Raw genomic sequence first — 26470 nt, forward strand, 5'->3', positions numbered from 1 at the left:
GGTGCGTTACTCGCCCTTGGCCTTCGCGATGATCTCCTCGGCGACGTTCCGCGGAACCTCGGCGTAGGAGTCGAACTGCATCGAGTAGCTCGCGCGACCCGACGTCTTGCTGCGGAGGTCGCCGACGTAGCCGAACATCTCCGACAGCGGAACCAGGCCCTTCACGACACGGGCGCCGGCACGCTCCTCCATGGCCTGGATCTGGCCACGGCGGGAGTTGATGTCACCGATGACCTCGCCCATGTAGTCCTCGGGCGTGGTGACCTCGACGGCCATCATCGGCTCGAGCAGCACGGGCTTGGCCTTGCGCGCGGCCTCCTTGAAGGCCTGCGAACCGGCGATCTTGAAAGCGAGCTCGGAGGAGTCGACCTCGTGGTAGGCACCGTCGAGCAGGGTGACGCGGACGCCGGTCATCTCGTAGCCCGCGAGGATGCCGAACTGCATCGCCTCCTGGCAGCCGGCGTCGACCGAAGGAATGTACTCCTTCGGGATACGACCACCGGTCACCTGGTTCACGAACTCGTACGACATGTCGCCGCTCTCGATCGGCTCGACCGAGATGATGACGCGACCGAACTGACCGGTGCCACCCGTCTGCTTCTTGTGGGTGTACTCGACCTTGTCGACCTTCTGGCGAATGGTCTCGCGGTACGCGACCTGCGGCTTGCCGACGTTGGCCTCGACCTTGAACTCACGGCGCATACGGTCGACCAGCACCTCGAGGTGCAGCTCGCCCATACCGCCGATGACGGTCTGGCCGGTCTCCTCGTTGGTGTGCACCTGGAAGGAGGGGTCCTCCTCCGCGAGACGCTGGATGGCGACACCCAGCTTCTCCTGGTCACCCTTCGACTTGGGCTCGATGGCGACCTCGATGACCGGCGCCGGGAAGTCCATGGACTCCAGGATCACCGGGTTCTTCTCGTCGCACAGCGTCTCACCGGTGGTGGTCTGCTTCAGGCCCATGACGGCGACGATGTCGCCGGCGCCCACCGACTCGATCTCCTCACGCTTGTTGGCGTGCATGCGGTAGATCTTGCCGATGCGCTCCTTGCGGCCCTTGACGGAGTTCAGCACGGCGGTGCCGGACTCCAGGCGGCCGGAGTACACGCGGACGAAGGTCAGCTTGCCCAGGTGCGGGTCGCTCATGATCTTGAACGCCAGCGCGGACAGCGGCTCCTCGTCGGAGGGCTTGCGCTTGATGACCGTCTCCGGATCCTTGACGTCGTGGCCCTCGATGGCCTCGATGTCGACCGGCGACGGCAGGTAGCGCACGACCGCGTCGAGCAGGGGCTGGACACCCTTGTTCTTGAACGCGGTACCGCAGAACACCGGGGTGACGGTGGTGCCGGTGCCCTTGCCGGAGGCGATGGTGATACGACGGATCGCGGCGTACAGCTGCTCCTCGGAAGGCTCCTCGCCCTCCAGGTACAGCTCCATGATCTCTTCGTCGTTCTCGGCGACGGCCTCGATCAGCTTGCCGCGGTACTCCTCGGCAGCCTCGGCGTGCGTGGCCGGGATGTCGACGACGTCGTACATCTCGCCCTTGGTGGCCTCGGCGGACCACACGAGCGCCTTCATGCGGACCAGGTCCACGACGCCCTTGAAGTCGGCCTCGGCACCGATCGGGAGCTGCATGACGATCGGCTGCGCGCCCAGGCGGTCGCTGATCATGTCGACGCAGCGGTGGAACTCGGCACCGGTGCGGTCGAGCTTGTTGACGAAGCAGATACGCGGGACGCCGTAGCGGTCCGCCTGACGCCACACCGTCTCGGACTGCGGCTCAACGCCGGCAACGCCGTCGAACACCGTCACGGCACCGTCGAGCACGCGCAGGGAGCGCTCCACCTCGACCGTGAAGTCGACGTGGCCCGGGGTGTCGATGATGTTGATGGTGTGGTCGACGTTCTCCAGCGGCCAGTGACAGGTGGTGGCAGCAGAGGTGATCGTGATGCCACGCTCCTGCTCCTGCTCCATCCAGTCCATGGTGGCAGCGCCGTCGTGGACCTCACCGATCTTGTACGAAACGCCGGTGTAGAACAGGATCCGCTCGGTGGTGGTCGTCTTGCCCGCGTCGATGTGGGCCATGATGCCGATGTTGCGCACCCTGGCCAGGTCAAGCGAAGTGGTAGCCATAAGGCTTCAGTCTTCTCTCGGTTCTCGATGGGGTAGCGACTACCAGCGGTAGTGCGCGAAGGCCTTGTTGGACTCGGCCATCTTGTGCGTGTCCTCGCGCTTCTTCACAGCGGCGCCGAGGCCGTTGGACGCGTCGAGGAGCTCGTTCAGCAGACGCTCGGTCATGGTCTTCTCGCGACGGGCGCGGGAGTAGCCCACGAGCCAGCGCAGCGCCAGGGTGTTGGCACGGCCGGGCTTGACCTCGACCGGGACCTGGTAGGTGGCGCCACCGACACGGCGGGACTTGACCTCGAGGGTCGGCTTGATGTTCTCGAGAGCGCGCTTGAGCGTGATGACCGGGTCGTTGCCGGTCTTGTCGCGCAGGCCCTCCATGGCGCCGTAGACGATGCGCTCGGCGGTGGAGCGCTTGCCGTTCAGCAGCACCTTGTTGATCAGGGAGGTCACCAGAGGGGAGCCGTAGACCGGGTCGATGATGACCGGACGCTTCGGGGCGGGGCCCTTACGAGGCATTCTTACTTCTCCTTCTTGGCGCCGTAACGGCTGCGGGCCTGCTTGCGGTTCTTGACACCCTGGGTGTCGAGGGAGCCACGGATGATCTTGTAGCGAACACCCGGCAGGTCCTTCACACGGCCGCCGCGCACGAGCACGATGGAGTGCTCCTGCAGGTTGTGTCCCTCACCCGGAATGTAAGCGGTGACCTCGATGCCGCTGGTCAGACGCACACGCGCGACCTTGCGGAGGGCCGAGTTCGGCTTCTTCGGGGTGGTCGTGAACACACGCGTGCAGACGCCGCGGCGCTGAGGAGAACCCTCGAGTGCGGGCGTCTTGTTCTTCTCGACCTTGTCCTGCCGGCCCTTGCGGACCAGCTGCTGGATCGTAGGCACTACTTCTCCGGTTTCTGTGTGCCGATGGGTACAGCTAACCTGGAACGTCGCCGACCCACGCGGTCGGGTGTGTCGAATCCCGCAGATTCCCGCCGCGAGGCGAAAAGGGCGCAGATCACGGTGGCCGGTCACGGCTCCCGGTGCGGTGTGAAGGCACGCACGAGAGCCAGGGCACACCCCAGGCACAAGGTCTGAGCGTACCTACCGCACGGACTTCGGTCAAAACAAATGGAGTGGGCTCCGACACGCCGGACTTGTCCCCTTTCCCGATACCACGATCGTCGGCGTGTCCCTCCCCCCGCTCGTGAATCTCTCGCGATCAATGGGCATGACAACGGGCTGTTCGGTACCTTGATCGGTTGCCGTACGGACACGGCCGCGAGGGGAGCCGAGCGGCAGGCGCGGGTCCGGCCGGCGCCGATCGAGGGGACGGGGGAATTCATGACGGCTGCACTCCTGCCGGGCGACGGGGGGCTCGACGACCGGGTGCCCTTTCTGGCCCGTCTGGAAAGCGAGGACCGTTCGGCGCTGCTCGCTCTCGGCCACGAGCTGTCCTTCGCGCCCCGGGTCGTCCTGCTGCACCAGAGCGAGCCGTCCTCGTACGTCCTGTTGGTCACGCACGGCTGGACGAAGGTGACGGCAGCGGCCGTCAACGGGTACGAGGCCCTGCTCGCACTCAGGGGGCCTGGCGACATCATCGGCGAGTCCGCCGCCCTTACCGGCCGTCCGCGGTCCGCGACGGTGACCGCCCTGGAGCCGGTGCGGGCGGTGGCAGTCGAACGGGAGCACTTCACCGAATTCCTCACCCGCTCCCCCGCCGCCTCCTTCGCCCTGCTCGGCCTCACCTCGGACCGCACCCGCGCCGCGGACCGCCGCCGCCTGGAGTTCGCGTCGATGAGCGTACGGGAGCGACTCGCGGCGCTGCTGCTCGATCTCGCGCGGACCCACGGACGGCGCACGGACGACGGCATCGAGCTGTCCGTCCCCCTGAGCAAGCAAGAACTGGCCGGGTCCGTAGGCGCCTCCAGGGAGATGGTGCAGCGCCTGCTGAAGGAACTGCGGGAGCGGGGGGCTGTGGCGACCGGGCGGAGGGAGCTCGTCATCATGCGTCCGGACGTCTTACGCCGGATCGCGCGGGCGACAGGCGGCTGAGTGGCCGGCTTCCGCTCGACCGCGGCGACAGCGACCGGCGGCCGGTTCTCGCTCACCCGCCACGGTGGGCAGCTGAACCACCGGGCTCCACTCGGCCACCCAGGACCTACGGCCGAGCCACCGGGCTCCCCCAGCCATCGAGTCGGACAGCCACATCACCGGCTTCGGCCACGACGACCGACTGCGGAACGCCGACTCCGCTCACCCCATCGTCACCACCAGCCGAACCACGGCTTCGCTGGTACCCCCGGATGAACAGATCGTCGGCCCCCAAAGCCGTCTCCTCCCCCACCGTCATCCGTCGTCTCTGTGCACACGGTCACACTTCGAGTGGGTCATCCGCCCTCACGGCGGTGCCCCGGCCCCCGCCAAGCTGCTGCCCCGTACGGCAGCTCCTGGCGAAAGGCGACCATGACCGACCCTGTGAGCCGGACGATCCTCCTGCTCGACATCGAGAAGTACAGCGACCGGGACGACGTCGAACAGGCCTATCTGCGGCGCATGCTCTACGACATCACCGACCGTGCGCTGGAGAGCGCGGGCATCGACGAGACGCTGCGACTGCGTGCCGACCGGGGTGACTCGGTGATGGAGCTGATCGACGCCAACGCGTCGGTGACGGCGCTGCTGCGGGCCCTGCTCACCGAGGTCCCGGCGCAGCTGCGGGCGGTCAACCGCATGGCGTCGAACTCGGCGCAGATCCGGCTGCGGGGCGTCGTCGCCACGGGCTACGTCGCCGTCGACGGACACGGCGGCTGGGTCGGTTCCGACCTCAACCACGCCTGCCGGCTCCTCGACGCCCAGCTGCTGCGGGCGGCCCTGCGCGAGCGTCCGGACGACTTCGCGCTGTGCGTCTCCGAGGGCGTGCACGCGGGGATCGTGCGGCACGACCACCCCGGGATTCCGGCCACCGACTTCCACGCGGTGATCGTGGACAGCAAGAACGGACCGCTGCGGGCCTGGCTGTATGGGCCGGTACCGGGCGGCGAGGACCACAGTGATACGGGGGTGGGGGAAGCCCCGGTGCCGGGTGGCGGCTCGGGGGACCGCCCGGCGCCGGGGCAGGCGCCTCGCACGGGCGAGGCAAGCGTGCCCGGGGGCGGCGACACCCCGCAGCGGCCCGCGCAGGGAGGCGTCGTCTTCAACTTAAACGGCGGCTCCGTCTCGTTCGGCGGCAGCCAGGTCTTCGGCGACCAGCACGGCGTGTCCGGCGGCCAGGTCACCGGGGACGTGCACCTGGGCAACGGGGGTGAGCCGGCGTGACGGTGACCGCGCCCGAGACGCCCTCGTCGCACGAGCAGCATGTGGCCGCACCGGACACCGACGAGGCAGAGGAGCGGAGTCAGGAGGCACGGGCCGCCCAACGCGAACTCGTCGCGCACACCCCGGGTTTCATCCTCGGCCAGACCGCGGCCTTCGGCGGCAGTTTGGTCGGCGGCGCCCAGCACGGCGTGTCCGGCGGGCAGGTCACCGGGGACGTGTACCTGGGCGGCAGGACGGAGATCCACCACCACGGTACGGCAGATTCCCCGCACGCCTCGGGGGAGATCCCGCGCGAGCACCTCGAAGCCATCGCCGCGGTCTTCGTGGAGGGTCCCGCCTTCGCGGCCGCCCTGGAGCGGCTGCGCACGGAACGGGTGCTGGTGCTGACCGGTGCCCACGCCACCGGCCGGTACGCGGCCGCGCTGATGCTGCTGCACCGGCTGGGCGTGCCGGCCGTCCGCGCGCTGGACTCCGACACCAGCCCCGCGGCCCTGAGTACCCGGCTCACCCACCCCGGCGGGCACGTCCTGCGAGACCTCGCCGTCAGCCGCAACCGCCCCCTGCGCGACACCCATCTCTACGCCACCCGCGACCAGTTGGCGAAGCTCGACGCCTATCTGGTCGTCACGGCCGAGAGCACTCCCCACCTGCCCGGCGTCACCCCGTGCCTCTGGCAGCCGCCGGACACGGCGGCGATCCTGCGCTCCCACCTGCGCGCTCTCACGGGCACGCGAGACGACGCGGACGGTGCGGAACCGCTGCTCGCCCTCGACCCGGTACGCGCCTTCCTGGCCCGCGGGCACCACCGCCCGGCGGAGGCCGCCCGGTTCGCCGTGGAACTGGCGGCCTACGACGGCAGCGAGCCGGCCCGAGCACGGCTGGCGAGGTTCGGGCCGGCCGCGGTGGAGGAGCAGTGCCGGGACTGGCTGAGCGACGGCGGCACCGATCTGCGGGACAAGGCCTTCCTGATCTCGCTGGCCGTTTTCGACCAGGCGCCTTATGTTCTGGCCGCCGAACTGGCGGACAGGCTGTTCATGCACTTCCAGCGGCTGCAGTTCCCGGAACGGCCACCGGAGATCCCGGTGTTCGGTCCGGCCGCGGAGCAGCGCCTCCAACTGGCCCGCGCCGAGGGCGAGATGCGCAACGAGCCGACCGACTGGGGACAGGTCCCCCAGTTCACGGCGTACTTCAAGGAGGAGAGCACCGCACGCGTGCTGCTCACCGAGGTGTGGAACGGCCACCCCTCGGCCCGGCCCGCACTCGTCGCCTGGCTCAAGGAACTCGCCCGTGACGGCCGCCCCGTGGTACGGACCCGGGCCGCCGCTGCGGCCGCGCTGCTCGCGCGCGCAGACCTGCCCTCGGCGATGGCGCTGCTGATCGACGGCTGGGCCACCTCCCGCGCCTTCGGGCAGCGGGTGACCGCCGCCAATGCCCTCACGCTCGCCCAGGTCCTCGGGGCGCCGGTGGTCCTGCGGCTGCTCAGGCAGTGGTGCACCGACGGTCACGGGGGCCGCCGCTGGACGGCGATCCGGGCCTTCGCGCTGCTCGCCCCCCTCCGGCCCGACCTGGCCGGCACCGCCCTCGCCTCGCTGTCCGCACGGGCCCGGGACGACGCCAGCAGCCCGGCGGAGCGCAACAACCTGGTCGACTCCACCGCCCTGCTTCTGTCCGCCGGGACCCGCCGCGGCGAAATGCTCAGCGAGCTGGTCCGTCTGCTCTATCTGGACACCCCGGCGGTCCGCGACCTGGCGCTGGCCGCGTTCGTCCGCGCCTGCGAAAACGACGAGGAGTACGCGCTCGTCGAGTGGTACGCCGAGACCGGCATGTACGAGGCGGACAGCGCCCGTGACATGGCCACGCTCTGGCGCACCGCGCTCGGCGACCGCACCCACACGCGCCCCGCTCTGAACGCGCTGCGGTGCTGGGTGTACGTCGCCCAGCGGCGGCCGGACGCCGCCCGGGCCCTGGAGCTGCTGCTGCCCGCGCTGGTGGTGACGGCGGACGACCGCAAGCGTCTGGTCCATGAGCTGCAGACGCTCTGCGCCGCGGACGGCGGCCCGCGTCCGCCGGTCGCCGAACGCCTGCTGACCGTGCTGCACCCGTCCCCCACGCACTGAACCACCGAACGAGGAGTTGACCCATGGCGGACTTCCGCCGTCAGCCGGAGTGGCAGCAAGAGGCCGACCGGCACACCACGCTGATCGACCCCGTACTCACCGTGCGGCCCATCTCACGGTTCGACTACACCGCCCGTCGGCCGGTCACGGCGATCGACCACGCACTGGTCTTCGTCACCGCCAAGGGCACGTATGACGTGTTCGTCCCGCCGCACCGGCCGAGTCGGGCCGACGCGACGGCCCGGCGCTACACGTCGGTGTACGAGGTGGACACCGGCAGCCATCCCGTTCAGCTGGAGCTGGAGCTGCCCAGCAACGACGACGCCTTCTCCTTCGGCGTGTCCGCCGACCTGACCTGGCGCGTGGTGGACGCGGAGGCGTACGTGCGCAGTGGCGAGCGCGACGTGCCCGCGCGCCTCACCCGGGAGCTCCAGCAGCTGGCCCGCCCGGTGAGCCGCCGCTTCTCCATCGAGGACAGCGCGTCCGCGGAGGAGGCGGTGCAGCAGGCCGTCGAGGCGGGCGCCTTCGCGGCGGGCATCGGACTGGCCGTGACCTGTGTGGTGCGGCTCCGCCTCGACGACGAGGCGCTCGCCCATCGGCGCCGGCAGCGCAGCCTGCGCTACGCGTCCGAGCTGCTGGACCCCGAGCACGAGTTCCGGCTGCGCCAGGCCCGGCAGGAGCACGAGCTGGAGGCCCTGCGTCAGCGGCAGCAGCAGGAGCTGATCGCCAAGAAGATCGAGTTCTACCAGTACTGGCTCCAGCACGGTGGCGTCGCCGCCTGGGCCATCCATCTCGCCGAGCACCCCGAGGACACCCGGCTCGTCGTCAGCAGCATCCAGAAGGACCAGCTCGCGGCCGTGGAGAGCCAGTTGGAACTGCTCGCCGGAAACACGCTGGAGGACTACCAGAAGGCCGAGTCGTTCCGGTCCACGTTGCAGGCGGTCAGGAATCTCCGGATGCAGACGTCGGCCGTACTGGACGGGCGCGAGGCGCTGCCCGCGGGTCCGGGGGCAGCGCCGCCGTCGCACACCGGGCAGGAGCCCGCCGGGGCGATGCCCGGACAACCGCACGTTCCACCGCAACCGCCCGTTCCGGCCGCGCCGGTCGTGCCGGTCGTGCCGCCGCCTCCCGCGCACCCGCCCACCGAAGTGCCGCCGCGGGACTCCTCTCCGGCGGAGCAGCCATGACCGCCCCGGACACCACGCACGCGCCGCTCGCGCCGGGCGTCCGGACCGCCGAGCGGCTGCTGACCGAACTGCGCTCCGAGATCACACGCGCCGACAGCAAGGCGTCGGTGCTGGTGGCCGCCCTGGGCATGACCGCAGGCGTGTTCAGCGGACTGCTGGCCGGCCGGAACTGGTCGCCCGGCACCCTGTCGACGGCCGGGACCGTCCTGTGGTGGGCCGGGGCAGCGGCGCTCGCGCTGTCGCTGTTCGCCCTGCTGCTGGCCGTACTCCCCAGGTACAGCCGTGGAACCTGGGCTCCCGGTCGGCCTCTGTGCTACTTCGGCGACATCCAGCAGGCCGTTCGGGCGGGGCAGTTGACCACGGCGCTCGCCGAAACCGAACTCGACCCGGCCGCCGGCCTCGCGGTGGCCCTCGCCGAGACCAGCCGGATCGCCGCCCGCAAGCACCAGTGGATCCGCACCGGTCTGATCGCCTTCTGCGGCGGTTCCGTGCTGCTTCCCGCCGCCCTGCTCATCGGCTGACGTCCCCGAACAGAACGCGAGGGATCTTCCCATGACCCAGCCCGCCGCCACGCCACCTCCCCACCCGGAACCCACACCCCCGAACCCGGCCCCGCCCGACACCCCGGCAGCCGCACCCCAGTACCTCGAAGCCCCAGCCGCAGCACCCCAGTACCCCGGCACCCCCGCCACAGTCCTGGGCCATCCCGAAGCATCAGCCACACCTGCGCGCCACCCCGACGCATCCGCGGCTCCACCTGCGTACCCCGAGACATCCGTGTCGCCGCCGCCCTCTCCCACACCCCCCTACCCCGGGTCGGACATGTCCGGGCCCGGGGATCAGGCTCCCTCTCCTCCGGCGTACCCACAGGTCACGGACCTTCGGTCGTCAGAACTCGCCCCACCGGCCCCTCCCCAGGCCACGCCCCCGGGGTACCCAGCCGTCACAGCCCCGTCGTACCCGGACACGTCTTCCGTGTCCCACCCGGCGCCCCTGCCCCCGTCCCACCCGGCGACACCACCCCCGTACCACCCGGACCCGCCGGCGGCTCCGCCGTACCCGCAGACGTCGACCCACCCGCCCGTTCCCCTCCTCCCGCCGGCCCCGCCCCCGGCGGAGCCTGCCACTGCCCCCGTGGTGAACGCGTCCGACGACCTCGACTACCGGCACCGCGGGTCCCGTGTCCACGTGGCGGCCCACCAGCGAGGTGCCGACGCCACCGCTGTCGGGCGGCTGATCATGTACGTGCCGAGCTGCCTTGCGAGCTGTGCCGTCGTGGGGACGATTGCCGTGAGTGTCCTCGGTACCCTCGGCTGGCTCGTGCTGGCGGTCTGGCTGGCGTCGGGCGCCCTCGTCTTCCACCGGCCCACCGAGCTGTTCTTCGCCCGCCGGGTCCTGAAGCTCCGGCCCCCCGAGCCGCAGGAGCGGGCCCGGCTGGAACCCGTCTGGCGCGAGGTCACCGCGCGCGCCGGCATAGAGGCCCACACCTACGAACTGATGGTGGAGACCAGCGACGAACTCAACGCCACGGCTGTCGCCGGCCACGTCGTCGGCGTCACCACATACGCCCTCAACGAGATCCCCAGCAGTCACCTCGCCGCCGTACTCGCCCATGAACTCGGCCACCACACGGGCGGCCACTCCTGGGCCGGACTCCTCGGCTACTGGTACTCGCTGCCCGGCCGGATCGCCTGGCAGGTGGCCGCCGTCCTGGGCTTCGTCGCGGTCTACGTCGCCAGCCGCATCTCCACGGCGGTGGCCGTGGTCCTCGGCCTCGTGCTCGCCATCTTGGTGATCATCGTGTCATTCGCCTACTGGCCGATCACCCTCTCGCTGATCGTGGCCCCGTACTTCCTGGCCTACACCAACCGCAAGGGCGAACTCCGCGCCGACGAGCACGCGGTGGCACTCGGCCTGGCGGACGGAATGGTGGCCGTCCTGCAGCACCGCCGGGCACAGGAAAAAGCCGCGAGAGCCCGTGCAACCGAAGCCGGTGAGCGGCCCGAAGAGCCGGGCTCGCTGGCCCGTCTGCTCTCCACCCACCCCGGTACGGACAGGCGGCTGCGTGCTCTCGAGCCGTATGTCGGGGCAGCCGGCCGCTGACGACCTCAGGGACGCCGAAGGGCGGCCACCCGCACGGGGTGACCGCCCTTCGGTTCATGCTGCTCGCTTACTGGTTGTACGGACCGTAGTCGTAGTCCTCCAGCGGCACGGCCTGGCCGGAGCCCGTGCCGAACGGCGAGTAGTCGATGTCGTCGTAGCCCACGGCCGAGTACATCGCGGCCTTGGCCTCCTCGGTCGGCTCGACCCGGATGTTGCGGTAGCGGGCGAGGCCCGTACCGGCCGGGATGAGCTTACCGATGATGACGTTCTCCTTGAGGCCGATCAGGGAGTCGGACTTGGCGTTGATCGCCGCGTCCGTGAGGACCCTGGTCGTCTCCTGGAAGGACGCCGCCGACAGCCAGGACTCGGTCGCCAGCGAGGCCTTGGTGATACCCATGAGCTGCGGACGACCGGAGGCCGGGTGACCGCCCTCCTGGACCACACGACGGTTCTCCTGCTCGAACTTCGAGCGCTCGACCAGCTCGCCGGGCAGCAGCTCGGCGTCGCCGGACTCGATGATCGTCACACGGCGGAGCATCTGCCGGATGATGATCTCGATGTGCTTGTCGTGGATCGACACACCCTGCGAGTTGTACACCTTCTGGACCTCGCCGACCAGGTGGACCTGGACGGCACGCTGGCCCAGGATGCGCAACACGTCGTGCGGGTTGGTGGCACCCACGGTGAGCTTCTGGCCCACCTCGACGTGCTCGCCCTCGCTGACCAGGAGTCGGGCGCGCTTCGAGATCGGGTAGGCCGTCTCGTCGCTGCCGTCGTCCGGGGTGATGACGATCTTCTTGGTCTTCTCCGTCTCCTCGATGCGAACGCGGCCGCTCGCCTCGGAGATCGGGGCGACACCCTTCGGGGTACGGGCCTCGAAGAGCTCGACGACACGCGGCAGACCCTGGGTGATGTCGTCACCGGCCACACCACCGGTGTGGAAGGTACGCATCGTCAGCTGGGTACCGGGCTCACCGATGGACTGGGCGGCGATGATGCCGACCGCCTCACCGATGTCGACCAGCTTGCCGGTGGCCAGCGAACGGCCGTAGCACATGGCGCAGGTGCCGACGGCGGACTCGCAGGTCAGGACCGAGCGGGTCTTGACCTCCTCGACGCCGCGGGCCACGAGCTCCTCGATGAGGACGTCACCGAGGTCGGTGCCGGCCGGGGCCAGGACCTGACCGTCGACGACGATGTCCTCGGCGAGGCAGCGCGCGTACACGGACGTCTCCACGTTGTCCGCCTTGCGCAGCACGCCGTCGGCGCCGCGCTCCGCGATGTGGAGCTTGAGGCCGCGCTCGGTGCCGCAGTCCTCCTCGCGGATGATGACGTCCTGCGACACGTCCACCAGACGACGGGTCAGGTAACCCGAGTCGGCGGTACGCAGAGCGGTGTCCGCGAGACCCTTACGGGCACCGTGCGTGGAGATGAAGTACTCCAGCACGGACAGACCCTCACGGAACGACGCCTTGATGGGCCGCGGGATGGTCTCGTTCTTCGCGTTCGACACCAGACCACGCATACCGGCAATCTGACGCATCTGCATCATGTTGCCTCGTGCACCCGAGTTCACCATCATGAAGATCGGGTTGGTCTTCGGGAAGTTCTCGTTCATGGCCTCGGCGACCTCGTTGGTCGCCTTGGTCCAGATCGCGATCAGTTCCTGGGTGCGCTCGTCCTTGGTGATCAGACCGCGCTCGTACTGCTTCTGGACCTTCTCGTCCTGCGCCTCGTAGCCCTTGACGATCTCCTTCTTCGCCTCGGGAACGACGACGTCGGAGATGGCGACGGTGACACCGGAACGGGTGGCCCAGTAGAAGCCGGCCGTCTTCAGGTTGTCGAGCGTGGCCGCCACGACGACCTTCGGGTAGCGCTCGGCGAGGTCGTTGACGATCTCGGAGAGCTGCTTCTTGCCGACCTCGTAGTCGACGAACGGGTAGTCCTCGGGCAGCAGCTCGTTGAAGAGCGCACGGCCCAGCGTGGTCTTCAGCGTGAAGCTGTCACCCTGCTGCCACTCCGGCTCGCCCTCCTCGCGGACCGGCGGGGTCCAGCCGCGCGGCGGGATGGTGCCCACCGGGAAGCGGATGTCCACGCGCGCCTGCAGCGAGAGCTCGCCGGCGTCGAACGCCATGATCGCCTCGGCCACGGACGCGAACGAGCGGCCCTCGCCCTTCACGTCGCGCATCTCGCCGTCGGTGGTGAGGAAGAACAGACCGAGGACCATGTCCTGGGTCGGCATCGTCACCGGACGCCCGTCGGCCGGCTTGAGGATGTTGTTCGAGGACAGCATCAGGATGCGGGCCTCGGCCTGCGCCTCCGCGGACAGCGGCAGGTGCACGGCCATCTGGTCACCGTCGAAGTCCGCGTTGAACGCGGTGCAGACGAGCGGGTGGATCTGGATGGCCTTGCCCTCGACCAGCTGCGGCTCGAAGGCCTGGATGCCGAGGCGGTGCAGGGTGGGAGCACGGTTCAGCAGAACCGGGTGCTCGGCGATGACCTCTTCGAGGACGTCGTACACGACCGTACGGCCGCGCTCCACCATGCGCTTGGCGCTCTTGATGTTCTGCGCGTGGTTCAGGTCGACCAGGCGCTTCATCACGAACGGCTTGAACAGCTCCAGCGCCATCGCCTTCGGCAGACCGCACTGGTGCAGCTTCAGCTGCGGACCGACGACGATCACTGAACGCGCCGAGTAGTCGACACGCTTACCGAGCAGGTTCTGACGGAAGCGGCCCTGCTTGCCCTTCAGCATGTCGCTGAGGGACTTCAGCGGGCGGTTACCCGGACCGGTCACCGGGCGGCCGCGACGACCGTTGTCGAAGAGGGCGTCAACAGCCTCCTGAAGCATGCGCTTCTCGTTGTTGACGATGATCTCCGGGGCACCGAGGTCCAGGAGCCTCTTCAGACGGTTGTTGCGGTTGATGACACGGCGGTACAGGTCGTTCAGGTCGGAGGTCGCGAAGCGGCCACCGTCCAGCTGCACCATCGGACGCAGGTCCGGCGGGATGACCGGCACGCAGTCGAGGACCATGCCCTTGGGGCTGTTGGACGTCTGCAGGAACGCGGAGACGACCTTCAGGCGCTTGAGGGCACGGGTCTTCTTCTGGCCCTTGCCGGTACGGATGATCTCGCGGAGCTTCTCGGCCTCCTCCTCGAGGTCGAAGGACTCCAGGCGCTTCTGCAGCGCCGCGGCACCCATCGAGCCGTCGAAGTACGTGCCGAAGCGGTCACGCAGCTCGCGGTAGAGCAGTTCGTCGCCCTCGAGGTCCTGGACCTTGAGGTTCTTGAACCGGGCCCACACCTCGTCCAGGCGGTCGATCTCGCGCTGCGCACGGTCGCGCAGCTGCTTCATCTCGCGCTCTGCACCCTCACGCACCTTGCGGCGCACGTCGGCCTTGGCGCCCTCGGCCTCCAGCTCGGCCAGGTCGGCCTCGAGCTTCTTGGCGCGGGCCTCCAGGTCGGCGTCGCGGCGCTGCTCGATCTGCTGGCGCTCGACGGAGACGTGGGCCTCCAGCGAGGGCAGGTCGCGCTGACGGCGCTCCTCGTCGACGTACGTGATCATGTACGCCGCGAAGTAGATGACCTTCTCCAGGTCCTTCGGAGCGAGGTCCAGCAGGTACCCCAGGCGCGACGGGACGCCCTTGAAGTACCAGATGTGCGTGACGGGGGCGGCCAGCTCGATGTGGCCCATCCGCTCACGGCGCACCTTGGCGCGGGTGACCTCGACGCCACAGCGCTCACAGATGATGCCCTTGAAGCGGACGCGCTTGTACTTGCCGCAGTAGCACTCCCAGTCCCGGGTGGGGCCGAAGATCTTCTCGCAGAAGAGGCCGTCCTTCTCGGGCTTGAGGGTGCGGTAGTTGATGGTCTCGGGCTTCTTGACCTCGCCGTGGCTCCACTGACGGATGTCGTCAGCGGTGGCCAGGCCGATCCGGAGCTCGTCGAAGAAGTTGACGTCGAGCACTATGCGTCAATCCCTCTCAGGGTCGTTAAGTCTTTGGTCTGAAACGGGGGCCTGGGGGTCGGCGGGCCTCCTGGTCAGGAGGCCCGCCGGACTCCCGTCAGACCTCTTCGACGCTGCTCGGCTCGCGCCGGGACAGGTCGATGCCGAGCTCCTCCGCAGCGCGGAAGACGTCCTCGTCGGTGTCGCGCATCTCGATGGACATGCCGTCCGAGGACAGCACCTCCACGTTGAGGCACAGGGACTGCATTTCCTTGATGAGCACCTTGAAGGACTCGGGAATGCCGGGCTCAGGGATGTTCTCGCCCTTGACGATGGCCTCGTAGACCTTCACGCGGCCGGTGACGTCGTCGGACTTGATGGTCAGCAGCTCCTGGAGGGCGTACGCGGCGCCGTAGGCCTCGAGGGCCCACACCTCCATCTCGCCGAAGCGCTGGCCACCGAACTGGGCCTTACCACCCAGCGGCTGCTGGGTGATCATCGAGTACGGACCGGTCGAGCGGGCGTGCAGCTTGTCGTCGACCAGGTGGTGCAGCTTCAGGATGTACATGTACCCGACCGAGATCGGGTCCGGGAACGGCTCACCGGAGCGGCCGTCGAACAGCCTGGCCTTGCCGGACGGGAGGACCATGCGGTCGCCGTCGCGGTTCGGCAGCGTGTGCTGCAGCAGACCGGCCAGCTCGTCCTCGCGGGCACCGTCGAACACCGGGGTGGCGACGTTGGTGCGCGGTTCGACCTGGTCGGCGCCGATCGCCTGCAGGCGCTGCGCCCACTCGTCCGCCAGGCCGGAGACGTCCCAGCCCTGGCTGGCGAGCCAGCCGAGGTGGATCTCCAGGACCTGTCCCGGGTTCATTCGGGACGGCACACCCAGCGGGTTGAGGATGATGTCGACCGGGGTGCCGTCCTCCAGGAACGGCATGTCCTCGATCGGCAGGATCTTGGAGATGACGCCCTTGTTGCCGTGGCGGCCGGCGAGCTTGTCACCGTCGGTGATCTTGCGCTTCTGCGCGACGTAGACGCGGACCAGCTGGTTCACGCCCGGCGGCAGCTCGTCACCCTCCTCGCGGTCGAAGACGCGCACACCGATGACCTTGCCGGTCTCGCCGTGCGGCACCTTCAGCGAGGTGTCACGGACCTCACGGGCCTTCTCACCGAAGATCGCGCGCAGCAGGCGCTCCTCGGGGGTCAGCTCGGTCTCACCCTTTGGGGTCACCTTGCCGACGAGGATATCGCCCGCGATGACCTCGGCACCGATGCGGATGATGCCGCGCTCGTCGAGGTCGGCGAGGACCTCTTCGGAGACGTTCGGGATGTCCCGGGTGATCTCCTCGGGGCCGAGCTTGGTGTCACGGGCGTCGACCTCGTGCTCCTCGATGTGGATCGAGGAGAGGACGTCGTCCTGGACCAGGCGCTGGCTGAGGATGATCGCGTCCTCGTAGTTGTGGCCTTCCCAGGGCATGAAGGCGACCAGCAGGTTCTTGCCGAGCGCCATCTCGCCGTTCTGGGTGGCCGGACCGTCGGCGAGGACCTGGCCCTCGATGATCCGGTCGCCCTCGTTGACGATGACCTTCTGGTTGACCGAGGTGCCCTGGTTGGAGCGGGCGAACTTGGCCAGGCGGTACGTGATGTACGTGCCGTCGTCGTTGGCCGTGGTGATGTAGTCCGCGGAGACCTCCTGGACCACACCCGCCTTCTCGGCCTTGACGACGTCGCCGGCGTCGACGGCGGAGCGGTACTCCATGCCGGTGCCGACGAGCGGGGACTCGGACTTAATCAGCGGCACGGCCTGACGCATCATGTTCGCGCCCATGAGGGCACGGTTGGCGTCGTCGTGCTCGAGGAAGGGGATCATGGCGGTCGCGACCGACACCATCTGGCGCGGCGAGACGTCCATGTAGTCCACGTCCTCGGGGGCGACGTAGTCGACCTCACCGCCACGGCGGCGCACCAGGACGCGGGCCTCGGCGAACCGGAGGTCCTCGGTCAGCGGCGCGTTGGCCTGGGCGATGACGAACCGGTCCTCTTCGTCGGCCGTGAGGTAGTGGACCTCTTCGGTGACGACACCGTTCTCGTCGACCTTGCGGTACGGGGTCTCGACGAAGCCGAACGCGTTCACGCGGCCGTAGGTGGCGAGCGAGCCGATCAGACCGATGTTCGGGCCTTCGGGCGTCTCGATCGGGCACATGCGGCCGTAGTGCGACGGGTGCACGTCACGGACCTCGAAGCCGGCCCGCTCACGGGACAGACCACCCGGGCCCAGCGCGGACAGACGCCGCTTGTGCGTCAGCCCGGAGAGCGGGTTGTTCTGGTCCATGAACTGGGACAGCTGGCTGGTGCCGAAGAACTCCTTGATGGAGGCGACGACCGGCCGGATGTTGATCAGGGTCTGCGGCGTGATCGCCTCGACGTCCTGAGTGGTCATGCGCTCGCGCACGACGCGCTCCATACGGGCCAGACCCGTGCGGACCTGGTTCTGGATGAGCTCGCCGACGCTGCGCAGGCGGCGGTTGCCGAAGTGGTCGATGTCGTCGGTCTCGACGACGACCTTCTGGCCGTTGTCACCGACCGTCTCGGTCTCACCGGCGTGCAGCTTCACCAGGTACTTGATCGTCGCGATGATGTCCTCGACGGTCAGGATGCCCGCGTCCAGCGGGGTGTCCGTACCCAGCTTCTTGTTGACCTTGTAGCGGCCGACCTTCGCGAGGTCGTAGCGCTTGGGGTTGAAGTACAGGTTCTCGAGCAGCGTCTGCGCGGCCTCACGCGTCGGCGGCTCGCCCGGGCGCAGCTTGCGGTAGATGTCGAGCAGCGCGTCGTCCTGGCCCTGGGTGTGGTCCTTCTCCAGGGTGGCGCGCATGGACTCGTACTCGCCGAACTCCTCGAGGATCTGCTCGGTGGTCCAGCCGAGCGCCTTCAGGAGGACGGTGACGGACTGCTTGCGCTTGCGGTCGATACGGACACCGACCATGTCGCGCTTGTCGATCTCCATCTCCAGCCAGGCACCCCGGGACGGGATGATCTTGGCGGAGAAGATGTCCTTGTCGGACGTCTTGTCGATGGTGGAGTCGAAGTAGACACCGGGGGAACGGACCAGCTGCGACACCACGACACGCTCGGTGCCGTTGATGACGAAAGTGCCCTTGTTCGTCATGAGCGGGAAGTCGCCCATGAAGACCGTCTGGGACTTGATCTCACCGGTCTCGTTGTTGGTGAACTCGGCCGTGACGAAGAGGGGCGCGGCGTAGGTGAAGTCGCGCTCCTTGCACTCGTCGATCGAGTTCTTCGGCGGCTCGAAGCGGTGGTCCCGGAACGTCAGCGACATCGACCCGGAGAAGTCCTCGATCGGGGAGATCTCCTCGAAGATCTCCTCGAGGCCGGACTTGGTGGGGACGTCCTGACCGTTCTCCAGAGCCTCCTCGACGCGAGCCTTCCATGCGTCGTTGCCGAGCAGCCAGTCGAAGCTCTCGGTTTGCAGCGCGAGAAGGTTCGGAACCTCGAGGGGCTCCTTGATCTTTGCAAAGGAGATGCGCAGCGGGGCGGTGCTTGCGCCGTTGTTCGTATTCGCGGTCGAGGCGTTGCGCGAGGCGGCCAAGAGGGGGTCCTTCCGAGGGCTCGGACTCACTACGCGCGTCCCGGTCCCCGCCGGACACAGAGATGGAAGCCTCAGGTCAGAGACTCTTTATGCTCGGTGCTCAAGCGTGGGGCGTGCTCCTGGTGACGGGCAGGAGACAGCTAACAGGCAGCGCAAAGGGTCAGTGTAGCCACAAGGCACACTGATGTCCAGTGCGGGTTTTCAGGCCTCCGCTGGAGACCCTCGTTGTCCCTCAACACCTGCGGCACGCCACGCCTTCGATGCACATCGATACTGCCCTCTTGGTCGTCGATCCATGCCTCGGATCCGGATCGTAGTGACGACGCGTCCTGAGAATTGCGCGCTGCGTGCGGTTCGTCAAGGCCCCCCTTGCCCAAACCGGGTGCTGCCATCGTCACGTTCGACCTGTCACCGGGGCCCTCGGGAGGCACGACCGAAGATCACCATACCCCCCACGGCGACGCACGCAAGGCAGCCGCCACCGGACCCCCCGGAACGCCGAAGAGCGACCACCCGGATGGATGATCGCACCTCGGCGCGTTCGCGTTACAGCCTTGAGGGTGAGGCGTGCCGGGGATCGGTGGCGGGGGGTTACGGCGTCCGGGTGAATGCTGTCCGGAGGGCTCGGCGAGGGGCGCTGTGCATCCGGGCGACCCCCGGCTACGTCCGGCCCCGGCACCGCCCGGCAGAGGCTCAGGCGCCCGCCTCCGGGGCCGTGGCCGGAGCCGGGCCCGTGTGGCCGGAGCCGGGCCCGTGGCCCGGCCAGTGGCCGTGACCGGGCGGCGCCCCCGGGGGCCGGGCGGTGGCCGCCCCCGCTTCCGGACCGCCGTCCCGCCCGGCCAGCGGCATCCGTCCCCGTCGGCGGGCTTCATCGGCCACGAGGGTGTTGGCACATGCGAAAGGGGGCCGTACGGAGCGTCGCTCCGTACGGCCCCCTCGGGTCCTGTGCGGACCCCGAGTCCTGGTGGACCCGCGGGAGGTCTTACTTGACCTCGACCGAGGCGCCGGCGCCCTCGAGGGACTCCTTGGCCTTGTCCGCGGCCTCCTTGTTGACCTTCTCGAGAACCGGCTTCGGCGCACCGTCGACCAAGTCCTTGGCCTCCTTCAGGCCCAGGGAGGTCAGCTCGCGCACGACCTTGATGACCTGGATCTTCTTGTCGCCGGCACCGGTGAGGATGACGTCGAACTCGTCCTTCTCCTCCTCGGCCTCGGCCGGGGCGGCCGGGCCGGCCGGGCCGGCGACGGCGACGGCGGCGGCAGCGGTGACGTCGAACTTCTCCTCGAAGGCCTTCACGAACTCGGAGAGCTCGATGAGGGTCATCTCCTCGAACTGGGCGAGCAGGTCTTCCTGGCTGAGCTTCGCCATGATGGCGGTCCTTCCACTCAAATCGGCAGGTGCCGGATGTACTGGGTAAGGCGGGCGTACGTCGGCCCGCTGCGACCCGCGCCGGTGGTGCGGGTCAGAAAGCGAGCCGAATTACTCGGCACCGCCCTGCTCGGCCTGCTTGGCGCGCAGCGCGTCCACGGTGCGGACGAGCTTCGACGGCAGCGCCTGGAAGAGCTGAGCAGCCTGGGACTGCTTGCCCTTGAAGGCACCGGCCAGCTTGCTGAGCAGAACCTCGCGGGACTCGAGGTCCGCAAGCTTCTTGATCTCGTCGGCGCTCAGCGCCTTGCCGTCAAGGACACCGCCCTTGATGACGAGATTCGGGTTGTCCTTGGCGAAGTCACGGAGACCCTTCGCCGACTCCACCGGGTCACCGGTGACGAAGGCGACGGCCGTCGGACCAGCGAAGAGCTGGTCGTCCAGCGTGATCCCGGCCTCGTTGGCCGCAATCTTGGTCAGCGTGTTCTTCACCACGGCGTACTGGGCGTTCTCACCGAGCGACCGGCGCAGCGTCTTGAGCTGCGCCACGGTGAGACCGCGGTACTCGGTCAGCACGGCGGCGTTGGAGCTGCGGAACTTGTCCGTCAGCTCCGCAACCGCGGCAGCCTTGTCGGGCCTCGCCATAGAGCCTCGGCCTCCTTCCGGGTGATTCGGACCGCGCGGACCCGAAGGAGGACTGGGGAAAACGAAACGCCCCGGCGCAGGCGCACGGGGCGGACTCGACCGGCCGCACGCACATCACGACGCACGTACTCCGGGAGCTCTTCCACTGTCACCTGCGCGGGTCGTCCGCAGTTCAGCGGATCCTTCGGCCACCGCGCCCTCGTTCGAGCGCACGGCAACGACCAGCGGTCTTTGGCTTCTGTAGGAGAGTACGGGAACGGATCGCCGTCAAGCAAATCGGCTCCCGCGGCTCAGCTCCCCCGGGACCTCCTCGCACCGTCGGCGAGGTCCACGGTCGGCAGTTGTCCACGGTCGTCCGTCATGAGCCCTGCGTCTTGATCAGGTCCTTGAAGTCGGCCGTGTCCGCCTCCGGCGGCTTCGTCGTCGAGATCTTCGTGCCGTAGTCCCGGTAGTACGCCGTCGAGGACATCCGGCCGCTCGACAGCTCGCCCCGCTCGGTCTTCTTGACCAGCAGGTCGTGGCCGTCGACCCAGATGTCGACCGTCTCCTCGGTGACGCCGGCCTGCTCCAGTTGCTCCTTGAGGCCTCCCGTGAGGGACGCCGGGGTGACCGTGCCCGAGTAGTGCGTGGTGCGGCGGCCACGCACCGTCTCCTCGCCGACCCTGCGCACGTCCCCTGAGGCGAGCAGCAGCCTGACCGGCTGCAGCGGCGCGGTGTTGCGCAGCTGGTCCGTCAGATTCGCCCCAGAGCCGCCCGGAAGGGACGCCAGGTCGTCGTAGGCGTACCTGATCCAGTGCCGGCCGTGCAGGCGCCGCGCGAACGCGTCGCCCACCTTCGCGTAGTAGGCGTCGGGCAGCAGCCGGGCCTCCATCGACGCGCTGCCCAGCGCGCGCATCGTCTCGGCGAGCTGCCCGCCCGTGTAGGTGATCCGGAGCGTGCCCACCGAGTCGCCGGCCCAGCCGAGCAGGCCGCCCGTCTCCAGGGCGAGCATCCCGCCCATGGACGTCGTGGACTCGACCCGCGCGGAGCCGGCCTTCGCGGTGGCCTTCTCGACGGCTCGCAGGGCCGCCAGTGACCGTGGGTCGGCGCGGGCGGCCCGGCCGCCGGACGGCGCCGCGGAGCGCCGGGAGGAGTCACCGTCGCCGAAGTGGCCGCACGCCGTCAGGGGAGACAGGGCGAGGGCCACCGCGACCGGGAGGATCCCGCGCCTGAAGATGCCGTCCTTCATACGTTCCCCCCTGGTGCGCTCCGTGATCTTCACGCTAACTCCGGCTCAGGGGGTCAGGCACGCACTTACGGCGAAACGGCATGTGCCCCATGTCTCAGACGCCGACGGGCCCCGCACCTCGAAGGTGCGGGGCCCGTGACCGACTGGGGTGAGCTCGAAGGCTCAGACCGCGGCCGGGTCCTCCTCGACGAGGAGGTTGCGGGTGCGGTTCGGGTCGAGCGGGATGCCGGGGCCCATCGTGGTGGTGATGGCGGCCTTCTTGATGTAGCGACCCTTGGCGGCGGACGGCTTCAGACGGAGGATCTCGTCGAGCGCCGCCCCGTAGTTCTCCACCAGCTTGGTGTCGTCGAAGGACGTCTTGCCGATGATGAAGTGCAGGTTCGAGTGCTTGTCGACGCGGAACTCGATCTTGCCGCCCTTGATCTCGGTGACGGCCTTCGCCACGTCCGGGGTCACGGTGCCGGTCTTGGGGTTCGGCATCAGACCACGGGGACCGAGCACGCGGCCGAGGCGGCCGACCTTGCCCATGAGGTCCGGGGTGGCGACGACGGCGTCGAAGTCCAGACGGCCCTTCGACACCTCGTCGATCAGCTCGTCGGCGCCGACGATGTCGGCGCCCGCGGCACGAGCGGCCTCGGCACGGTCACCGGTCGCGAAGACCAGGACCCGGGCGGTCTTACCGGTGCCGTGCGGGAGGTTCACGGTGCCACGGACCATCTGGTCGGCCTTGCGCGGGTCGACGCCCAGACGCAGGGCGACCTCGACGGTGCCGTCGAACTTGGTCGTGGAGGTCTCCTTGGCGAGACGGACGGCCTCGAGCGGGGCGTACAGCTTCTCCCGGTCGATCTTGGCGTCCGCAGCGCGGAGAGCCTTGCTGCGCTTGCTCACAACTGCTCCTGTGGGTTCTGAAGGAGTCGTGGTACGGGCCGAGCAGGCCCTGCCACGTGCGGCCGTAGCCGCATGGTTCTACAAAGGAAGTGCTCAGCCCTCGACCGTGACGCCCATGGAGCGCGCGGTGCCGGCGATGATCTTCGCGGCCGCGTCCAGGTCGTTCGCGTTGAGGTCGGGCATCTTGGTCTGGGCGATCTCGCGGACCTGCGCCTCGGTGATCTTGGCGACCTTGGTCTTGTGCGGCTCGCCGGAGCCCTTCTCGATGCCCGCGGCCTTGAGGATCATCTTGGCGGCCGGCGGAGTCTTGGTCACGAAGGTGAAGGAACGGTCCTCGTAGACCGTGATCTCCACCGGGATGACCCAACCGCGCTGCGACTCGGTCGCGGCGTTGTAGGCCTTGCAGAACTCCATGATGTTGACGCCGTGCTGGCCCAGCGCCGGACCGACCGGCGGGGCCGGGTTGGCGGCACCGGCCTGGATCTGGAGCTTGATGAGCCCCGTGACCTTCTTCTTCTTGGGAGGCATAGCTCTCTCCGGGTCCTTAGTGAGAGTTTTTCGCCGCCATCCTTGTCCATGATCGCCCGGATCATCCGGATGGAGGCATACCGCACAACGATAACGGGTACCGGTGCGCGGCCAAAAACCGACAGGTCAGACGGCCCCACGGCGGGAGCCGATCTGACCTGGCCGGTGGCTGGTGCGCCAGAGGAACCAGACGGAACTAGTTCTTCTGGATCTGGTCGAAGGAGAGCTCGACCGGCGTCTCGCGGCCGAAGATCTCCACCAGGCCCTTGACCTTCTTCGAGTCGGGGTTGATCTCGTTGATGGTCGCCTGCAGCGTGGCGAACGGGCCGTCGGTGACGGTGACCGAGTCGCCGACCTCGAAGTCCAGCACCTGGACCTCGACCTTGCGCTGCGGGGCCGGCTTGCCCTCGGCCTCGGCGGCCTCGCGGGCGGCCTTGGCCTCGGCCTCCGGGGCGAGCATCTTGACGACCTCGTCGAGGGACAGCGGGTAGGGGTCGTAGGCGTTGCCGACGAAGCCCGTGACACCGGGCGTGTTGCGGACGACGCCCCAGGACTCGTTCGTCAGGTCCATACGGACGAGCACATAACCGGGCAGCTTGTTCTGCTTTACGGTCTTCCGCTCGCCGTTCTTGATCTGGACGATCTCTTCCTCGGGGACCTCGGCCTGGTAGATGTACTCCTCGACGTTCAGCGTGACGGCACGCTGCTCCAGGTTCGCCTTCACCCGCTTCTCGTAGCCGGCGTAGGTGTGGATCACGTACCACTCGCCGGGCAGCGAGCGCAGTTCCTCGCGCAGCTTCTCGACCGGGTCGAGCTCGGACTCCGGCTCGCCCTCGGCCTCGGCGTCCTCGGACGGGGCCTCGTCCTCGCCCTCCACGTGCAGGGCGGCCTCCTCGGCCGGCTCGCCCGCGGCGGCTTCGGCAGCCTCGGCCTCGTCGACCTCGTCCGCGCCCTCGACGATGTCGAGCTCGTCATCCACGGACTCGACGGCCTCCCCGCGAGGCTCCATGGCGTCGTTCAGGTTCGGGTCAGACACGGTGGCTGCTTCTTCCTGGATACATAGGGGTGGAACATGCGAAAGGGACGCCGGGCACGACGGCGTCCTTCGCTCTCGGCTCAGCCGAAGACGTACTTGGCGGCGTGGTTGAGCCCATAGTCAATCAGGGTCACCAGGGCGATCATGATCGCGACGAAGAAGATCACCACGGTGGTGTACGACGTCAGCTGGTTACGGGTCGGCCAGACGACCTTGCGGAGTTCCGCGACGATCTGGCGGTAGAAGAGGGCAAGGCGCTTCAGCGGGCCCTTCTTGGCTCGCTTGCCACCCTTACGGGCCTTCTTCGACTCCTGCACCTCGTCCTGGGCGTCAGGCATGTCGATGGAGCCCACGGCGTCCGTCACTCGTCCTCACCTGATTTCCCGGGTCGTGACCGTGCCGCGCCCGGTGGAGCCGCACGGCGAGTGCAATACGTACGTACTGTCCGCACACTTCCTGGTGAAGGAGTGTGTAGCAGGGCCGGAGGGACTTGAACCCCCAACCGCCGGTTTTGGAGACCGGTGCTCTACCAATTGAGCTACGACCCTTTGTGTGTACCCCAACGTACCGCATCCGGCCGGGTGCTCGGTGTGCACCGCCGGTCGCGACCGCTGAAGGCCAACGAGGTGAGAGTGTACGTGTTCCGCGGCCGGGCGTCGAACAGAAAGCGCCCGTAGGTGTCTTGCCTGTGAAAGATCGGCCAGGCGGGGGCGTGGGTCCGGACGTTTGTCCGGACCCGCATCCGTTCCTGTTCAGTCAGCCGCCTTCTCGGCCGTGGACGGTCCGACCATGTGCGATCACAGTCCACGCCTCGTCGCGCTCCTCGGCCAGCGCCGGCTGCGGCATCGAGGTCGCATCCGCCCAGGTGGGCGCGGGACCGACGGCAGGGCCCCACACCGGAAGACCCGGTGACACCAGCCTGGTCGGCGCCAACCACGACCGTGTCCCCGGCAAACCGGTTCGTGCCTTCAAAGGGCTCACGGACTGGCAGTGTCGGCCTGGAGGTGAAACCGGGGTGCCGGGCGCGTTTCCTGTCTGAAACCATGGGCCTCATGAGCGCTGCAACCCCTCCCACCGAGCGCCGGGTCTCCGCCCGGATCGGGGCGATCTCCGAGTCCGCCACCCTCGCCGTGGACGCCAAGGCGAAGGCCCTCAAGGCCGCCGGGCGCCCGGTGATCGGCTTCGGCGCCGGTGAGCCCGACTTCCCGACGCCGGACTACATCGTCGAAGCGGCCGTCGAGGCCTGCAAGAACCCGAAGTACCACCGCTATACGCCGGCCGGCGGCCTGCCCGAGCTGAAGGCCGCGATCGCCGCGAAGACGCTGCGCGACTCCGGCTACGAGGTGGACCCCTCGCAGATCCTCGTCACCAACGGCGGCAAGCAGGCCATCTACGAGGCCTTCGCCGCGATCCTCGACCCGGGCGACGAGGTGATCGTCCCGGCGCCGTACTGGACGACGTACCCGGAGTCGATCCGGCTGGCCGGCGGTGTCCCGGTGGAGGTCGTCGCGGACGAGACGACCGGCTACCGCGTCTCCGTCGAGCAGCTGGAGGCGGCCCGCACCGAGAAGACGAAGGTCGTCCTGTTCGTCTCCCCCTCCAACCCGACCGGCGCGGTCTACACCGAGGCCGAGACCGAGGCGATCGGCCGCTGGGCCGTCGAGCACGGCCTGTGGGTACTGACGGACGAGATCTACGAGCACCTGGTCTACGGCGACGCGGCCCGCGTGTCGCTGCCCGCGCTCCTGCCGGAGCTGCGTGACAAGTGCATCGTGGTCAACGGCGTGGCGAAGACGTACGCCATGACGGGCTGGCGGGTCGGCTGGATCATCGGCCCGAAGGACGTCGTGAAGGCGGCGACGAACCTGCAGTCGCACGCCACGTCGAACGTGGCGAACGTCTCCCAGGTGGCCGCGCTGGCCGCCGTGTCGGGCGACCTGGACGCGGTCGCGAAGATGCGCGAGGCCTTCGACCGGCGCCGCAAGACCATCGTGCGGATGCTGAACGAGATCGACGGCGTGGTCTGCCCGGAGCCGGAGGGCGCCTTCTACGCCTACCCGTCGGTGAAGGCTCTGATCGGCAAGGAGATCCGCGGCAAGCGCCCGAAGGACACCGTGGAGCTGGCCGCGCTGATCCTGGAGGAGGCCGAGGTGGCGGTGGTCCCGGGCGAGGCGTTCGGCACGCCGGGCTACCTGCGGCTGTCGTACGCGCTCGGGGACGAGGACCTGGTCGAGGGCGTGAGTCGGATCCAGAAGCTGCTGGCGGAGGCGCGGGACTGACGTCCCGGCGTCCTTCACGCGCGTGTGCGGGCCGTTTCCCTCCGGGGAGGCGGCCCGTTCGCGTGTGCGAGCAAGACCACGTTCGGGGAAAGCGCTACCGGGGCGGCGGGG

At 68.8% G+C, this 26470-nt stretch carries 19 protein-coding genes and 1 tRNA gene; 7 read left to right on the forward strand and 13 right to left on the reverse strand.

Annotated elements, in window-relative coordinates:
* Positions 1-6: 6 nt before the first annotated feature.
* Genes fusA through rpsL form a run of 3 tightly spaced genes read right to left on the reverse strand, consistent with a single transcriptional unit; the run spans position 7 to position 3017 of the window.
* Positions 7-2133, reverse strand: coding sequence for an elongation factor G (gene fusA / locus AB0N14_RS03940; protein ID WP_366024103.1), 2127 nt, complete (start codon positions 2131-2133; stop codon positions 7-9).
* A 39-nt stretch (positions 2134-2172) separates the two neighbouring features.
* Entirely contained in the window at positions 2173-2643 is a 471-nt protein-coding gene (gene rpsG, locus AB0N14_RS03945; RefSeq protein WP_009330725.1) for a 30S ribosomal protein S7, read from the reverse strand.
* A gap of 2 nt (positions 2644-2645) precedes the next feature.
* Entirely contained in the window at positions 2646-3017 is a 372-nt protein-coding gene (rpsL, locus tag AB0N14_RS03950; RefSeq protein WP_003948652.1) for a 30S ribosomal protein S12, read from the reverse strand.
* Positions 3018-3458: 441 nt separating this feature from the next.
* Here rpsL and AB0N14_RS03955 point away from each other — a divergent pair, with 441 nt between their 5' ends.
* The 6 genes from AB0N14_RS03955 (at position 3459) to AB0N14_RS03980 (ending at position 10839) form a co-directional block, all read left to right on the forward strand.
* On the forward strand, positions 3459-4169 hold the full coding sequence (locus AB0N14_RS03955) for a Crp/Fnr family transcriptional regulator (RefSeq protein WP_366024104.1): 711 nt from the start codon (positions 3459-3461) through the stop codon (positions 4167-4169).
* Between the two features lie 411 nt (positions 4170-4580).
* Positions 4581-5432 (forward strand): hypothetical protein, encoded by an 852-nt coding sequence (locus tag AB0N14_RS03960; protein WP_366024105.1) that lies wholly within the window; start codon positions 4581-4583, stop codon positions 5430-5432.
* A complete protein-coding gene (locus tag AB0N14_RS03965; protein ID WP_366024106.1) occupies positions 5429-7549 on the forward strand; it encodes a hypothetical protein in 2121 nt (706 codons plus the stop codon). The genes AB0N14_RS03960 and AB0N14_RS03965 overlap by 4 nt, the downstream gene beginning before the upstream one ends.
* Before the next feature lie 23 nt (positions 7550-7572).
* Positions 7573-8736 carry a PE-PGRS family protein gene (locus AB0N14_RS03970; protein WP_366024107.1) on the forward strand — a complete coding sequence of 388 codons (1164 nt, stop codon included), beginning with the start codon at positions 7573-7575 and terminating at the stop codon, positions 8734-8736.
* Positions 8733-9257 (forward strand): Pycsar system effector family protein, encoded by a 525-nt coding sequence (locus tag AB0N14_RS03975; RefSeq protein WP_366024108.1) that lies wholly within the window; start codon positions 8733-8735, stop codon positions 9255-9257. The genes AB0N14_RS03970 and AB0N14_RS03975 overlap by 4 nt, the downstream gene beginning before the upstream one ends.
* A 613-nt stretch (positions 9258-9870) precedes the next feature.
* Entirely contained in the window at positions 9871-10839 is a 969-nt protein-coding gene (locus tag AB0N14_RS03980) for a M48 family metalloprotease (RefSeq protein WP_366024109.1), read from the forward strand.
* Positions 10840-10906: 67 nt separating this feature from the next.
* Here AB0N14_RS03980 and AB0N14_RS03985 read toward each other — a convergent pair whose 3' ends face one another.
* From AB0N14_RS03985 to AB0N14_RS04030, 10 genes are all read right to left on the reverse strand, one after another.
* Complete coding sequence (locus AB0N14_RS03985) at positions 10907-14806, reverse strand: DNA-directed RNA polymerase subunit beta' (RefSeq protein ID WP_366024110.1); 3900 nt, start codon at positions 14804-14806, stop codon at positions 10907-10909.
* A gap of 97 nt (positions 14807-14903) precedes the next feature.
* Positions 14904-18392, reverse strand: a complete 3489-nt coding sequence (gene rpoB / locus AB0N14_RS03990; RefSeq protein ID WP_366024111.1) for a DNA-directed RNA polymerase subunit beta — start codon at positions 18390-18392, stop codon at positions 14904-14906.
* Between the two features lie 982 nt (positions 18393-19374).
* Positions 19375-19758 carry a 50S ribosomal protein L7/L12 gene (gene rplL / locus AB0N14_RS03995; RefSeq protein WP_263231417.1) on the reverse strand — a complete coding sequence of 128 codons (384 nt, stop codon included), beginning with the start codon at positions 19756-19758 and terminating at the stop codon, positions 19375-19377.
* A 111-nt stretch (positions 19759-19869) separates the two neighbouring features.
* The gene (rplJ, locus tag AB0N14_RS04000; RefSeq protein WP_366024112.1) at positions 19870-20400 is read right to left on the reverse strand and encodes a 50S ribosomal protein L10; all 531 of its coding nucleotides are present in this window, start codon (positions 20398-20400) and stop codon (positions 19870-19872) included.
* 358 nt (positions 20401-20758) lie between these two features.
* On the reverse strand, positions 20759-21628 hold the full coding sequence (locus AB0N14_RS04005) for a hypothetical protein (protein WP_366024254.1): 870 nt from the start codon (positions 21626-21628) through the stop codon (positions 20759-20761).
* 162 nt (positions 21629-21790) lie between these two features.
* On the reverse strand, positions 21791-22516 hold the full coding sequence (rplA, locus tag AB0N14_RS04010) for a 50S ribosomal protein L1 (RefSeq protein ID WP_366024113.1): 726 nt from the start codon (positions 22514-22516) through the stop codon (positions 21791-21793).
* A 93-nt stretch (positions 22517-22609) separates the two neighbouring features.
* Positions 22610-23044, reverse strand: a complete 435-nt coding sequence (gene rplK, locus AB0N14_RS04015) for a 50S ribosomal protein L11 (protein WP_023547415.1) — start codon at positions 23042-23044, stop codon at positions 22610-22612.
* Positions 23045-23240: 196 nt separating this feature from the next.
* Positions 23241-24080, reverse strand: coding sequence for a transcription termination/antitermination protein NusG (gene nusG, locus AB0N14_RS04020; RefSeq protein WP_366024114.1), 840 nt, complete (start codon positions 24078-24080; stop codon positions 23241-23243).
* 80 nt (positions 24081-24160) lie between these two features.
* Positions 24161-24445, reverse strand: coding sequence for a preprotein translocase subunit SecE (secE, locus tag AB0N14_RS04025; protein ID WP_366024115.1), 285 nt, complete (start codon positions 24443-24445; stop codon positions 24161-24163).
* Between the two features lie 110 nt (positions 24446-24555).
* Positions 24556-24628: transfer RNA gene (locus tag AB0N14_RS04030), tRNA-Trp, on the reverse strand.
* Positions 24629-25132: 504 nt separating this feature from the next.
* On the opposite strand from AB0N14_RS04030, the gene AB0N14_RS04035 reads away from it, so the two are divergent.
* Positions 25133-26359 (forward strand): pyridoxal phosphate-dependent aminotransferase, encoded by a 1227-nt coding sequence (locus AB0N14_RS04035; protein WP_366024116.1) that lies wholly within the window; start codon positions 25133-25135, stop codon positions 26357-26359.
* Positions 26360-26470: the final 111 nt, after the last annotated feature.

This window comes from Streptomyces sp. NPDC051104, from assembly GCF_040682835.1.
Lineage (GTDB): Bacteria > Actinomycetota > Actinomycetes > Streptomycetales > Streptomycetaceae > Streptomyces > Streptomyces cynarae.